The sequence below is a fragment of the Pelagibacterium flavum genome, assembly GCF_025854335.1.
In the GTDB taxonomy this organism is placed as follows: domain Bacteria; phylum Pseudomonadota; class Alphaproteobacteria; order Rhizobiales; family Devosiaceae; genus Pelagibacterium; species Pelagibacterium flavum.
In genome coordinates this window covers 3,794,519-3,807,917 of record NZ_CP107716.1, presented here as the reverse complement: position 1 = coordinate 3,807,917, position 13,399 = coordinate 3,794,519, and the positions used below count along the sequence as shown (strand labels likewise).

The following is a 13,399-nucleotide window of genomic DNA, read 5'->3' as shown; positions in this document are numbered from 1 at the left end:
ACCATTGATTTTAAAAGGCGCTGCTCATCGGGCGGCGCCTTTTTCGTGGGCGCGTACGGCGGCGAGATAGCTCCGTGAGACGGGAAGCGTTTGCCCTGTCACAAGCTGTACGACCACGCGACTGTCCACACGTTTTATGGCCGAAATGGCGTCCCTGGCCACCCAATGGCTGCGGTGAACCTGTAGGCCCTCGACGCCTTCCGTTTCGGCGATTGCGTCAGAAAGACGCATTAAAATCAATGACTTGCCTTTGTCTGTATGGACTTCCACGTAATGGTCGGCCATCGACATATGGCTGAGCGGCCCGCGCAGCTCCTTTGGCAGCCGGTCCAGAATTTTCGGCGTTTTCACCGTTTCCGGCGTCGTCTGGTCCCTGCGCCTTTCGAGTTGGGGTTCAACCACCCCTTCTATAACACCCATCAGCGCCAGGCTGATAAAAAGGCAATAGATATAGAGTTCGAAAAGGCTTAGCCCGGTATCGCTGAGGTCGGGAAAGAACAGCCAGCTGATCAGGGCAACCGCGGCGGTGACGGGAAATGAGGCCCCGATGCCCAGCACCGCGATGCGCGCGACAAGCGGGCCGCCACGAGGCAGGATCAGCGCCTGGGCAAGCGTGGCCCCGATGGTGCCCGCCCCGTAGCTGCCCACAACGATCAGCAGCCAATAAGCGATGCGCGGCGCCGGCGCCAGATGCGCAAAGGTCGAAAAAGGCCCGGTAATCCCGGCGATTACCCCCACTCCCACCATGATTCCCCACGCCAGCGGGCTGGAAAAAACACCGTGCAATTGGCGAAGCGTGAAATGAATGGGGCTGTCGTTCACGAAGGCAAATTCCTGGTTCACGTATCCGGACTTGCGGCGGTGACGCCCATTGGACACTCGGTGCACATCCGCCTCACGCCCAAACTACATGCCGGCGCCGTCCAATGGATGCAACAGCCCTCACCCATGCCCCACTCCCCATTCAGCTTCACGTCGCCTGCGCGGTGCTCGCGCTGGTCATCGGAACCGCGATGCTGTTCTGGCGCAAGGGCACGCCCCTGCACAAGGCGCTGGGCCGGATCTGGATCGGCTTGATGCTCGGTGTCTCGCTCTCATCGTTCCTGATTTCGGAAATCCGTCTGCTCGGACCCTATAGCCCGATCCACATTCTTTCGCTGTTCACGCTCTTTGGATTGTGGGGCGGCTGGCAGGCCATTCGGGCCGGCGATGTCAAGACGCACCGCACAACGATGATCTCGGTCTATGGCGGCGGGTTGATCGGCGCGGGTCTGTTCACCTTCCTGCCCGGCCGCATCATGCATCAGGTGGTGTTTGCCGATGGCGGCGCGACGGCGTTGCTTGCTGCGCTGGTCATCGCGGCCCTTCTGGTGGCGCTTTATTATCAGAGGCGGCGCGCCGCCCTATGAAATATCGCCGGCAAAGAGTTTTGCATGCGCCACCATCAGGCGAACGATACGGTCGGCGAGCGTCCTGACCGGCGGGCTGTGGCGCTCCTCGTGATGGAGGACCAGCCATTGGTGCGCGGCAAGGTCGGCAATGGGACCCCTGATGCGCGACAGGCGCGGATCGGCGTCGCCGATAAAGCACGGCAGGACGGTGAGCCCCGTGCCTGCCGCAACCAGTTCGCGCACCGAATGGGTGTCGTTGCCGCTGACCACAATGCGGTCGCCATGATGGGCCTGCAGCCAGCGCGCCGAGGCCGTTGCGGCGGCCGGGCCGGTGACCCCGACGAACAATCCATCGCGCACTCCAGCCACCAGACGCGGCGCGCAATAGAGTGCATAGGCGACCGGGGTCATCTTGCGGCCCGCCAGATTGGGTTCGGTCGGCGCTGAATTGCGGATGCCGATATCGGCGGCGCGGCGCCCGATATCGACCTTGTCATAGGCGGTGACGAATTCGACGCGGAACCCGTCATCGGGCGACCAGAGCTCTTCGATATGCCGGGACAGAAAATCGGTGGTCCAGCCGCCCGCCGACACCCGCACCACCCGTGCGCCGATGGCCCCGTCCCGCCAATGGGTGACGGCGCGCATCGCGGCTTCGACGTCCTCGGCGCGCTTGAGCAGCGCTTCGCCGGCACCGGTGAGGGTGAACCCGGTCTGGGCGCGTATGAAAAGCGTTTCGCCAATCTGGCGTTCGAGCGCCGTGACGCGCCGCCCCAGTGTGGCCGCGCTCAGCCCCGTCGTAGCACGCGCCGCCGACAGCCCGCCGAGCCGCGCCACGTCGAGAAACAGCCGAAGATCATCCCAGGACACATCCATGTTTCAATTATGAAACGAGATGGGAGGATGGGCAATGGTGGCATCCCTCATTATCGCCGGCCCGGACGTGAGCAAGGATCCAGCGGTCTTGCCGAACCACTGCAGGGTGCGGCGGCGCGCATGGGCCCCGGGTCGGGCCCGGGGAAGCGAGGAGAGGGAGGTGATTGAGCCTCAGGCGCTGCCGGCTACTGGGTCCCGGGTCTTCGCCCGGGATGACGGTGGTGCGTGGGTCGAGGTTGAGAATAACGGTGTTGCGCGGTCCACTCACCATCGCTGTCGGAGTCTTCGCCCGGGATGACCGGGGAGAGTGGCGCAGGGTGAGGCGGGATGTGCTACCGCTCGAGGCCCCCTCACCAGCCTGCCGGCCACCCTCTCCCCCCGAGGGAGAGGGTTCATCTTGCCGAAACGACAGATATCAACACTTGCGGCCCGGACGCCCAGCCGCGCTCTCTCACCTGGGAAGGGCGCGTTTCATCTATGCATTGCCGATGATGATGCCGGCGGCAAAGACCAGGGAGCCGCCCAGGACCACCTGCAGGACGGCGCGCCAGAAGGGGGTGTCCATGAACCGCTTCTGGATCCAGGCGATGGTCCAAAGCTCGACGACCACGACCGCCATGGCGATTGTGGTGGCGGTCCAGAAATGGGGGATCAGGTAGGGCAGGGCGTGGCCCAGCCCGCCCACGGCGGTCATGATGCCCGAGGCAAAGCCGCGTTTGATCGGTGAGCCGCGTCCGGTCAGGCGCCCATCGTCGCTGGCCGCTTCGGTAAAGCCCATCGAAATGCCCGCCCCCACCGATGCGGCAAGACCGATCAGGAATGTCGACCAGGTGTCGCCCGTCGCAAAGGCGGCGGCAAAGATCGGCGCGAGGGTGGAAACCGAGCCGTCCATCAGTCCGGCAAGTCCGGGCTGGATGTAGGTCAGAACGAAATTGCGATGCGCGGTGGTTTTTTCGCTGTCGCGGCTTTCGGTGTCGAGATGGGCGTCCTCAAGGCTCTCGGCCTTGTGCTCGTGCCCGCGCTCGGCACGCTCGAGATCGCCCAGCAATTTACGGGTGTCGGCATCCCTGGTCTGCTTTATGGCTTCGGCATAAAACCGCGCCGCATCCTGCTCCATTTCGCGGGCCTGGTTGCGCACCGTGTCCAGATCGAGCTCGGCCATCAGCCACACGGGCTTGCGGGTATAAAAGCCACGCACATGCTCGCGCCGGATCGGCACGATGGAGGGGCCGAACCGCGCCGCGTAACGGTCGATCAACAGGCGCCGGTGATTGTCTTCCTCGGCGGCCATGCCATCGAAAATTGCGGCGCTGGCCGGATAATCCTCACGCAACCGTTCGGCATAGGCAGCGTAAATGCGCCCGTCCTCTTCTTCGGACGAGATGGCGAGGGCCAGGATTTCCCTTTCGGACAGGGAGGAAAAATCGCGGCGGGCGGGGCGGAAGGCTGTCAGCATGGAAGGACACTCGATCACATAGTTTAGAACTATTCTAAACTACTCGGCGCGTCTGGCAACCACCTTTTGCGTCCTGGTTTCGCAAGCGCTCATCTGGCCGACCAGCCAGGAGCGGAATTTGCGCGTGCGGGCCGGCAACTCCCGGCCCCTGGCGGTCGCAAACCAGTAGCCGAACTTTGAATGCGTGATCGTGGGGAACGGGGCGACGACCTGCCCGCGCTCCAGCCCGTATTCGGCCATGATGCCAAGCGCCAGCAAGACGCCCTGCCCGGCAATGGCCGCATCGAACGCCAGGGCGGGATCGGAGATCGCCGGCCCTGAAAGCTTCAGATCGGGTTGGCCGGCGGCGGCCAGCCAGTCGGGCCAGGAGAGCATGGACGCCTGATCCATGATGACGGGAACATGGGCCAGATCGGCTGGCGTCTTGAGCCGCTCGGCCAGCGCGGGCGCGCAGATGGGAAACACCGCATGGGTGCCGATGGGTTCGGCGCTAACACCCGGCCAGTCACCGGCGCCGAACCGGATGGCGCAATCGACGTCCGGCCGGCCAAGATCGACAAGCGCGCCGGTGGTCAAAAGCTTCAGTTCGATTTCGGGATGTACGGCGCCCAGATCGGCCAGCCGCCAGATCAGCCAGCGCGAGGCAAAGACATTGCCGACGGTGACCGTCAATAGGTTGCGGTTTTGCGAGGGCGTCATCAGGCTCGCCTGCGCGCGGGCCAGCGCGGCAAAGCCGGTGTCGAGATCGCCCAGAACACCCAAGAGCGCACGGGTGGGCACCAGCCCTTTCGGAGTGCGCTCGAACAGGGCCAGCCCACACCGCTCCTCGGCCCGGCGGATGTGCTGGCTGACAGCGCCCGGCGTCACCCCGAGCGCCTCGGCAGCCGGACCGAGCGCGCCGTGCCGCGCCACAAGGGCGAGGGCATGGAGGGCATTGAACGGGATGGCAGGGGCATCGCTCATATAGTTTTTCTAAACCCAGGACCAGAAGATGTCCATGGGAGTGCGGCGTTTGATAGGCGATACTGTAGTCCTGATCCGCAAAGGCCACGACAAATGCTAAAATCACTCATTGCGTTTCTGACCGAAGCCGAGACCCCATCCGGGACGCTGCAACGCGACGTGCAAACCCTGGACGCCCTCGATTTGCACACACTGGCCGACCTGCCCGCCTATCACCCACGGCATGAGGAGCCCTGCCGCGCCCCCGAGAAGAGCCCCGGTACAGGGTCGCGTTGCCCAACGGGTCATTGACAGATCCGGGCCGTGCAGCTTTGACCGTGACAGCCCAGATCGAAATGGAAATGGTCTTCGTGCTCGGAATTGGCCTCGGGGCCCAAAACGGTGGTGAACCGCCCGCACGCCGCTGAATGGGCAAAGCTCAGGAATTTGGCTTCCGGCTGCGCGGGCAGGGCGCGCCAGTCCTCAAGCACCGAGATGGTGCTGCCATCGGCAAGATTGACGGCGGCAATGTCGATGGCGTTGCCCAACCCATGCTCGGAGACGAACCCGGTGTCCGCGCCATTGCGCAGACGGCACGTATAGCCCGGCCCGGTGGCAAGGCTTTCGATTTCGGTGTCGAGCACCGCGCCGGCATAGGCATCGACCTCGCCGGCCCAATCGGCGAGCGCCGTGGCCATCGTGCAATTGGTGACCGGGCTGCCCGAAAGCGGGATTTTCCGGCCATTCACGAGAACGGCCGAGACAGCGATCGGACTTTGCAGACCGCAACTGCCTTCCGACTGAGGCGGCACCATTTCCCCGACGACCGATCCGGTGAGCAGGGCCGGACAGGCGGCCTGATAGATGCGGCCAGGTTCGCCCGTCTCTGGTTCGGGTTCATCGTTCGGGACAGCCTCGGGCTCTTCTTCCGCTTGGGGTGCGGGCGCTTCGGACTCGCCATTCTCGCTGCCAAGCCCTTCAGGACGCGGCTGCGGCAGCGGGGGTTCGGCTTGCGGTTCCTGGCCCGCAACCGGCATGGCGGTGAGCAGGACCAGGGCTAAAACTATGGCGAGACATCTCATTTTTGGCTCCGGGAGGCGCTTGAGGTGCATCTCCAACGCGCAAAGGCGCGACATGTTGCCAAAACTCGCGTTAACCGCGCACAAACCATCTTCCCGAAACGCCGGGTTTACTGCTATCAGCGGCCCCATGAAAACACCGCAGAAGACCCCGCTTTCCCGCATCCGCAATTTTTCCATCGTGGCCCATATCGACCACGGGAAATCGACGCTTGCCGACCGCCTGATCCAACTCACCGGCGGGCTCGATCTGCGCGAGATGAAAGAGCAGGTGCTCGATTCCATGGATATCGAGCGCGAGCGCGGCATCACCATCAAGGCCCAGACCGTGCGGCTCGAATATGAGCACACCGATGGCGAGCACTATGTGCTCAACCTGATCGATACGCCGGGCCATGTCGATTTCGCCTATGAGGTCAACCGCTCGCTGGCCGCCTGCGAAGGCTCGCTCCTTGTGGTCGATGCCGCCCAGGGCGTCGAGGCCCAGACACTGGCCAATGTCTATCACGCCATCGAGGTGAACCACGAGATCGTGCCGGTATTGAACAAGATCGATCTGCCCGCTGCCGAGCCCGAGCGCGTCAAGCAGCAGATCGAGGACGTGATTGGCATCGATGCCTCCGAGGCGGTGGAAATTTCGGCCAAGTCGGGCCTGGGCATCGAAAAGGTCCTCGCCGCGATCGTCGAGCGCCTGCCCGCGCCCAAGGGCAACGAGGACGCGCCACTCAAGGCGATGCTGGTCGACAGCTGGTACGATCTGTATCTCGGCGTCGTGGTGCTGATCCGGGTGATCGACGGGCGCATCAAGAAGGGCCAGAAGATCCGCATGATGCAGGCGGGCGCCGCCTATGAACTCGACAGGGTGGGCGTTTTTACCCCTAAGCTTGTCGAAGTGGGCGAGCTGGGGCCGGGCGAGATCGGGTTTTTCACCGCCTCGATCAAGGAAGTGGCCGACACCAATGTCGGCGACACCATCACCGATGACAGAAAACCCACGGCCGAACCGCTGCCGGGCTTCCGGCCGGCCCAGCCGGTGGTGTTCTGCGGACTGTTCCCGGTCGATGCCTCCGATTTCGACGATCTGCGCGCCGCCATGGGCAAGCTGCGGCTCAACGATGCGAGCTTTTCCTTTGAGATGGAAACCTCGGCCGCGCTTGGCTTCGGGTTCCGCTGCGGGTTCTTGGGGCTGCTGCATCTCGAGATCATTCAGGAGCGGCTGAGCCGCGAGTTCAATCTCGATCTCATCACCACCGCGCCTTCGGTCGTCTATGAAATCCGGCTGACCGACGGCAGCGAAGTGATGCTGCACAACCCCGCCGACCTGCCCGATCCGGTCAAGATCGAGGAAATCCGCGAACCCTGGATCAAGGCGACGATCTTGACGCCCGACGACTATCTGGGCGCGATTTTGAAACTCTGCCAGGACCGGCGCGGCATCCAGACCAACCTCTCCTATGTCGGCCAGCGCGCCATGGTGGAATACGATCTGCCATTGAACGAAGTGGTGTTCGATTTCTACGACCGGCTGAAATCGATCTCCAAGGGCTATGCCAGTTTCGATTACCAGCTCGACGATTACCGCGCCGGCGATCTGGTCAAGATGAGTATTCTGGTCAATGCCGAGCCGGTCGACGCGCTCTCGATGCTGGTACACCGCTCCCAGGCCGAGCATCGCGGCCGCCAGATGTGCGAAAAACTCAAGGATTTGATCCCCCCGCACCTGTTCGTCATTCCCATCCAGGCCGCCATCGGCGGGCGCATCATCGCTCGCGAGACGGTGCGCGCCATGCGCAAGGACGTGACCGCCAAATGCTATGGCGGCGACGCGACGCGCAAGCGCAAGCTGCTCGAAAAGCAAAAGGAGGGGAAAAAGAAGATGCGCCAGTTCGGTAAGGTCGAAATCCCCCAGGAAGCCTTCATCAAGGCGCTCAAGATGGACGATTGATCCAGATTTTCTGCCTGAATTAAAAAATGTCGGGTGGCTTAAGCTCCAGTCGTCCTTTGGTCGGCCCGCATGACGGGTCGGCACAAACCGGAGATCGGACAGATGAAATATCTCACCATGGTGACCACCACCAACGCGGCCGAAATCGGCCAGCCTCCCGCCGAACTGATGATGGCGATCGGACAATTGGCCCAGGAGGCCGGGCCCAGGCTCATCGATAATGGCGGCATGGCCAGAATGGGGCTGGGCGCGATCAGGAAGGGAAAGCTCAAGGTGGACGGCCCCTTCACCGAGACCAAGGAAGTGGTCGCCGGATTTGCCATCTATGAACTCGACAGCGAGGCCGAGGCTATTGCCTGGGTGCGCAAATTTCTCGAACTGCACCAGACCCACTGGCCCCAGTGGGAGGGCGAAGTGGAACTGCTCGAGATCATGTCGATGGGCTGACGGCATGGGGGCGCCGAAACGATCGGCGCCCCTGGTGGCCTATTCCAGCGCAAAGCTACCCGTCTGGACCGCGCCCGCAACCGCGTAGCGGTTGATGCTGACCCCGCTGGGCGAGGTGACCGAACTGATCAGCGTCAGCGCGCTGGGCGCCACATCGCCACCAAACAGCCGCTTGCCCTTTCCCAGCAGCACCGGGAAGGTGAGGGTGTGGATTTCATCGACCACATCGGCGGCCAACAGCGCCTGGAGAAACTGTGCCGAACCTTGCGTGAGAAGGTTTCGCCCCTCTTGCGTCTTGAGCTGGCGCACCGCCGCAACGGCATCGCCCTTGAGAACATGGCTGTTTTGCCAGTCCGTTGTGTAGCCGGGGTTGCGGGTGGCAACATATTTGTTGATGGCGCCGAACTGGTCGGCCAGTTCGTCCTGTCCCTCGAGCTTTGGCCAGTGATTGGCAAAGATCTCGTAGGTCCGGCGGCCCAGCAACAGATCGTAGGGATCGGAAAAAATGGCGTCCATGGCCTTGCCGACGGCTTCGTCGAAATAGGGCACCGTCCATCCGCCGAGCGTAAAGCCGTTATCGGTATCTTCCTTGGGGCCGCCAGGGCCCTGCATGACCCCGTCAAGACTGACAAATGCGGCAACACTGAGCTTTCTCATTTCATCTCTCCTTTGAGCGCACTGCGCGGGGGGCAAATCCCCGCGTCCTGCCCCAAGGACGAGCCATCTCTTAGCCAGCCGACATTTTGGCTTATGGTATTTTCAGTTCGCGTCCGGGTGCCAGCGCGCCAATGGCGCATCGCGCTCGAGATTGTAAAAGCCTCCCGCTTGTGCAGCCTGCCATTCGCCTTCGGTGCCGTCAGGCCAGAGCATGCGGATGTCGGCGCTTTGCGCATCGCCCAGCCCGAAATGGGAAAAGCCCGCGATCCCGCTCACATGCCCGCCGCCCGATGTGATCTCGCGGCGCTGGACGAGATCGCCCGTCCGCACCTCGATCCAGCCGCCGATGGCATCGCGATTGGCCCCGGACTGGTGCGGGGCGACAGCCAGCCAGTTGCCGGAAGTGTCGCTGACATTTTGCCAGAGCTGAGCCTTGTCGTGCCGGTTGACGACGAGCAGATCGAGCTGCCCGTCAAGATTGAAATCGGCCAGCACCGCCCCGCGTGCGGTCAGAAGACTGGCAACCCCTGCCTCCTCGCCCGCTTCAAGGAACGTGCCATCGGAGCGCTGGAGCAGCAGATTGTTGGGGTCGAGCAGCGCGAAATCGGGCATCTCCCACACGTTGCCCTTGGCCACGAACAGATCGGCCAGCCCGTCATTGTTGACGTCCTCGAACTGGGCGTGCCAGGCGGTCGAGGGCTTGATCTCCCCGCCCGTATAGGGGCGATGCGCGGTGACCCCGCGCGCATAGGCAAGGTCGGAATAGACCGGAAGCGGCGCTCCGGCCTCCGGAATCTCGGACAGCACCTGAAGCTTGTTGTCGGCCATCGAGGTGAGGAAATATTCCGGATAGCCGTCCGCATTCAGATCGTGTCCGGCAATGCCCATGCCCCAGATGCGCAGCCGCTGCCAGCCATCCTCGGGGCCGTAAAGTTCCGGCGCCAAACCGGCCTGGATGCGCCAGAGCTGTTCCTGCCCGCCCTTGTAATACTCCCTGTCATTGGAAACGCGCAGCGATGGCGTGCCCGACCGGTTCCAGTCGGTAAACAGCATCGAAAGCGCGCAATAGCTCGGTGTCAGCGGGATCGGCCCGCCGAAACGATCGTCAGTGAAATCCGGACGGTGCAGCCAGTTGTCGGTGCACGATCCCCAGGGCATCATCGTTTCATATCGATCGACATAATTGCCGATGGCGATTGTCGGCCAGCTTTGCCCGGCCTCCCAGGTGGCGGCAAAGGCGGTGGACCAGCCGTCCCCACCATCAAACCCCCAATCGGTGTTGGCGCTTTCGAACCGGCAATCGCCCAGCCCGCGCATCACCTGGTTTTCGCCCACCCGCAGCAGGACGACATCCATGATGCCGTCGCTGTCGATATCGAGGGGATAGGCGCCGGTAACGGCCTCCATCTCCAGCCCGCTCGCCTCCTGGGCAAAACTGAGCGCGCCACCGACCTCGCCGGTGTTGCGGTAAAATTTCGCCGGCGCCGTGCCACCGGCCAGCACCATGTCGGGCTTACGGTTTCCGTCGCAATCAAAGACGGCGACGCCCCCGCCCACCATATATTCCCACTCGCCCCAAAAGACGCTGTCGATCCCCGCGCTGGCCGTGACGTCGGCAAAGCGGGGAATGGCCGGCTCCTGACCCATGGCAGGCGCGGCAAGAAGGCTCAATCCAACCATCAGGCGCATCATGACGGGCTCCGTGTGACGAGTGCGTTGGTGAACCCGGCGATACACCGGCCCTGTTCGAGCCCCAGTTCGATGGCCGAGCGGAAGTGAATGCCGCCATAAAGCCGCGACACCGCCGCTTCCTCGGCCGCTTCCCAGAAACTGGCAAAATGACGCACAGCCAGCCCGTCATCAGCATGCGTGCGGTCGGAAAACGCGAAGTTTTCGCCAAAATGGTCTTCCAGCATGCTGGCCGCCGCGCCCGATTGGGTGGAGTGGCCCGAGGGATATTCGGGGAAAGGCGGGGTGATGAGAATGGGCTGCCAGCCCGGATCGACGAGCCTGTTGAGATAGGTTACCGGGCGCGCCAGATTGTACTGATACTTTGCGTCCCAGCACCCGATGAAGGAATCGGCAAGCACCACGCCGAGCCGGGCCAGAACGTCAACGGTTTCGGCAAGGTCCGCATCCTTTTTTTCAAGCGCATCGAGGGTGAGGAATATCCAGTGACCCGGCGGGGTGGGCGAGAGCATGGGATCATCCGACCAGAACCGGGCGATGGCTTCCTGCTCGGCGGTCAGGTTGACCACAGCGTCGTAGACCTCCATGGCCTCCTCGTAAAATGGCGAACCCGGCGCTTCGCTGTAAGCGGGCGGCGGGGGCAGCGCGCAGCTGTTGCCCTCTGGCATGGCAAAGGGCCGGTTGTTCCCCCAGCCGGGGAGCAGGGGTGCCTGTTGCACGGCCACGCGGTTTGTCGGCACCCAAAGCGAGGGGTCTTCAACGGTTTCGAAATCATAGGGGAAACCCAGATTTTCGATGACCGCTCCGCCATCATCAAGCGACCAGGCCAGAATGTGCTCGCCGATCGCGGTGCCCAGCGCGGTGCTGCGCGCAACGATTTCCGGATCGATACCCTCGGCCAGCATCGCCGCGGTACGGCTGTCCATGGTGTCCATGGCGCGCTGGCCGGTGGGCCCGGTATTGCCGAAAAACGTGTTGGCGCCGAAACTCATCGCCGCGTGCAGGAGAATGGCTTCGTCATAGGCGGCACCCGGCTCGCGCCTGGGCAGGGGTTCGAGCGCATTGAGCTGGCCGGCGAGGGTGGCGAAGCTATCGTCCCCGCTCGCCACCGTCTCATAGGCGGTGACCCCCAGATAGGCGAATGCGCGACTGGCGACGGGCGGCGAATAGGTCGGCGTATGCCGCACCAATTCAAGGATCAGCCTGTTCCAGCCCACCACCACGTCCTGCGCGTCGAGCCGCTGTGCCATGGCCTGCCCCGGAGCCGCCATGACGGCGACGAACACCAGAGCGCCTGCTGCCAGCCGCGAGACGGCATTGATGTGCCAATTCTTCCCCAAAACCGAGCCTCCCAACCCAATGCGTTTGGCCGCATCTATGCACGCTGACCCTTGCCCCGCAAGACCTGCGCGCGCCGAACTTTGCGCGAACCGGCTCGCCCAAAACCCGATCAAAACCCTGTTGCGCGCCGCGCGCGCTTACAGTAGGTTCGCGCCGAACCGTTTGGGCGTTCTCCGCCCCGGGCACCCGTAGCTCAGCTGGATAGAGCGCTGCCCTCCGAAGGCAGAGGTCACACGTTCGAATCGTGTCGGGTGCGCCAAAAACCCCTACAAAAACAAGCGGTTAAGCGGCCGCCCTCTCAGCCTCAAGTTTGCGGCCGAGCGTTGCAACCATATTGCTACCACTGGAACCCGTAGTTTAGCGATCGCTTTCGTATGACCGGCGCAGCGGTTCAGCGATACGCGGTCCAACTGCGGCCGCGAGGCTTCAAAGTAAGATCCAGGCGCACAGGACCGAATCGATCCGGGCGTGCGGTCTCGTTGATGAAGTGCCCCATTAAGCTGGCGCTGCCGAAATGATTTTGGATTAGCGGACAGGGCTGCGGATTGACCGGTGGACCCGCCGAAATTTTCTCGTGGGGGAGAGCGTGTCCACTTTCAATCCGCCACCTTTAAGTCGCCACGGCATGCCAGTGAGTGTTGGCATGAACGGCAGCAATGCCCCCCTTTCCCTTCATTTAGCCGCTGCTCAAGCGATCCGGAAGCTGCCGGTCGGCTTATCTAAGTCGGCTTATCTAAGACGACGACAGTAACGGGGTGGTTTCCAGACAGTCCGGTTTTGGTCGTCAGCGGCATCAAGCGGTCACAAAACGAGCCCCGTTGGGATCACTCATTTTGTGTTTGCCCAGCTTTCAATTTCGCTAGGTATTCACGCAACATCGCGACGCGCCGGGGTCGGAAGCTGCGGCCGGTGGCGTTGGGCTGGACAATCCGAGTGATGTCGAACATGCGGTAATCGCAGCGCAGGTTGCACCACGCCAATATGATCAGCTTGCGATCCGTATACATGAAGCATAGTGGCAGGATGGAGCGCTGCGTAACCTCGCCGCTCTTGTCGGTATATCCGATCTCCAGTGCCTCCTCCTGCCAGCATGCCTCACGCAAGACCTCTATCTCGGTGCCGACGTGCATACGCGCGTTGGGCCGGTAGATTTGAGAGATAGCGTGGATCAGTTGCTGTTCCCGATCGTCGGGGACAGTTGCAACGACTTTTGCCAAGGCGGATCGGGCGGACCTAGCCAAAGCAGGATCGCCCATGCTTCCAACTTCGGCAAGACCGAGCGCAATAGCCTCCATTTCGGTGCGATCAAAGGCCTGCGGCGGCAACGAGTTGTCCTCCACCAACCGATATCCGTAACCGCGCTCCCCTTCAATTCGAGCACCGGCCGCACGGAGGCTGTCGATATCGCGATAGAGCGAGCGTAGCGATACCTCTGTCTCCTCGGCAAGGCGAGCAGCCGTGATCGGTGGTGCCATTACACGCATGGCCTGCAAAAGTCGAAACAGGCGATCTGGACGAGCCACGCTTCAAACTGCCGGAAATTGTCAGTTGGGCCGCTGTATACCGATCGGCGTCA

13 protein-coding genes and 1 tRNA gene are annotated in these 13,399 nt (G+C 62.7%); 5 read left to right on the top strand and 9 right to left on the bottom strand.

All coding sequences use genetic code 11. The features are described from left to right. Positions 1 to 24: 24 nt before the first annotated feature. Positions 25 to 822 (bottom strand): LytTR family DNA-binding domain-containing protein, encoded by a 798-nt coding sequence (locus OF122_RS19000; RefSeq protein ID WP_264225735.1) that lies wholly within the window; start codon positions 820 to 822, stop codon positions 25 to 27. Between the two features lie 104 nt (positions 823 to 926). On the opposite strand from OF122_RS19000, the gene OF122_RS18995 reads away from it, so the two are divergent. Beyond that, positions 927 to 1,409: a DUF2306 domain-containing protein gene (locus tag OF122_RS18995; RefSeq protein ID WP_264225734.1), complete on the top strand. Its 483-nt coding sequence runs from the start codon at positions 927 to 929 to the stop codon at positions 1,407 to 1,409. On the opposite strand, the gene OF122_RS18990 is transcribed toward OF122_RS18995, so the two are convergent. The 3 genes from OF122_RS18990 to OF122_RS18980 all read right to left on the bottom strand — a co-directional run bounded on the left by OF122_RS18990 (position 1,404) and on the right by OF122_RS18980 (position 4,686). Next, entirely contained in the window at positions 1,404 to 2,261 is an 858-nt protein-coding gene (locus OF122_RS18990; protein WP_264225733.1) for a LysR family transcriptional regulator, read from the bottom strand. The genes OF122_RS18995 and OF122_RS18990 overlap by 6 nt on opposite strands. A gap of 481 nt (positions 2,262 to 2,742) precedes the next feature. After that, positions 2,743 to 3,723, bottom strand: a complete 981-nt coding sequence (gene mbfA / locus OF122_RS18985; RefSeq protein ID WP_264225732.1) for an iron exporter MbfA — start codon at positions 3,721 to 3,723, stop codon at positions 2,743 to 2,745. Positions 3,724 to 3,762: 39 nt separating this feature from the next. Then, a complete protein-coding gene (locus OF122_RS18980; protein ID WP_264225731.1) occupies positions 3,763 to 4,686 on the bottom strand; it encodes a LysR substrate-binding domain-containing protein in 924 nt (307 codons plus the stop codon). 93 nt (positions 4,687 to 4,779) lie between these two features. Here OF122_RS18980 and OF122_RS18975 point away from each other — a divergent pair, with 93 nt between their 5' ends. After that, positions 4,780 to 4,977, top strand: a complete 198-nt coding sequence (locus OF122_RS18975) for a hypothetical protein (protein WP_264225730.1) — start codon at positions 4,780 to 4,782, stop codon at positions 4,975 to 4,977. On the opposite strand, the gene OF122_RS18970 is transcribed toward OF122_RS18975, so the two are convergent. Then, on the bottom strand, positions 4,971 to 5,747 hold the full coding sequence (locus OF122_RS18970) for an extensin-like domain-containing protein (protein ID WP_264225729.1): 777 nt from the start codon (positions 5,745 to 5,747) through the stop codon (positions 4,971 to 4,973). The two genes, OF122_RS18975 and OF122_RS18970, sit on opposite strands and share 7 nt — an antisense overlap. 127 nt (positions 5,748 to 5,874) lie before the next feature. Between OF122_RS18970 and lepA the strand changes: the two genes are divergently transcribed. Together lepA and OF122_RS18960 are read left to right on the top strand one after the other, a co-directional pair. Continuing rightward, on the top strand, positions 5,875 to 7,689 hold the full coding sequence (gene lepA / locus OF122_RS18965; RefSeq protein WP_264225728.1) for a translation elongation factor 4: 1,815 nt from the start codon (positions 5,875 to 5,877) through the stop codon (positions 7,687 to 7,689). A 102-nt stretch (positions 7,690 to 7,791) separates the two neighbouring features. Further along, on the top strand, positions 7,792 to 8,136 hold the full coding sequence (locus OF122_RS18960; protein ID WP_264225727.1) for a YciI family protein: 345 nt from the start codon (positions 7,792 to 7,794) through the stop codon (positions 8,134 to 8,136). A 39-nt stretch (positions 8,137 to 8,175) separates the two neighbouring features. On the opposite strand, the gene OF122_RS18955 is transcribed toward OF122_RS18960, so the two are convergent. The 3 genes from OF122_RS18955 to OF122_RS18945 all read right to left on the bottom strand — a co-directional run bounded on the left by OF122_RS18955 (position 8,176) and on the right by OF122_RS18945 (position 11,822). Further along, positions 8,176 to 8,793 carry a dihydrofolate reductase family protein gene (locus OF122_RS18955; protein ID WP_264225726.1) on the bottom strand — a complete coding sequence of 206 codons (618 nt, stop codon included), beginning with the start codon at positions 8,791 to 8,793 and terminating at the stop codon, positions 8,176 to 8,178. A 102-nt stretch (positions 8,794 to 8,895) separates the two neighbouring features. Then, positions 8,896 to 10,485: a CRTAC1 family protein gene (locus OF122_RS18950; protein WP_264225725.1), complete on the bottom strand. Its 1,590-nt coding sequence runs from the start codon at positions 10,483 to 10,485 to the stop codon at positions 8,896 to 8,898. Further along, complete coding sequence (locus OF122_RS18945) at positions 10,482 to 11,822, bottom strand: vanadium-dependent haloperoxidase (RefSeq protein ID WP_264225724.1); 1,341 nt, start codon at positions 11,820 to 11,822, stop codon at positions 10,482 to 10,484. The genes OF122_RS18950 and OF122_RS18945 overlap by 4 nt, the downstream gene beginning before the upstream one ends. 183 nt (positions 11,823 to 12,005) lie before the next feature. Here OF122_RS18945 and OF122_RS18940 point away from each other — a divergent pair. Beyond that, a tRNA-Arg gene (locus OF122_RS18940) sits at positions 12,006 to 12,082 on the top strand. A 565-nt stretch (positions 12,083 to 12,647) separates the two neighbouring features. Here OF122_RS18940 and OF122_RS18935 read toward each other — a convergent pair. Continuing rightward, entirely contained in the window at positions 12,648 to 13,346 is a 699-nt protein-coding gene (locus OF122_RS18935; RefSeq protein WP_264225723.1) for a helix-turn-helix transcriptional regulator, read from the bottom strand. Positions 13,347 to 13,399: the final 53 nt, after the last annotated feature.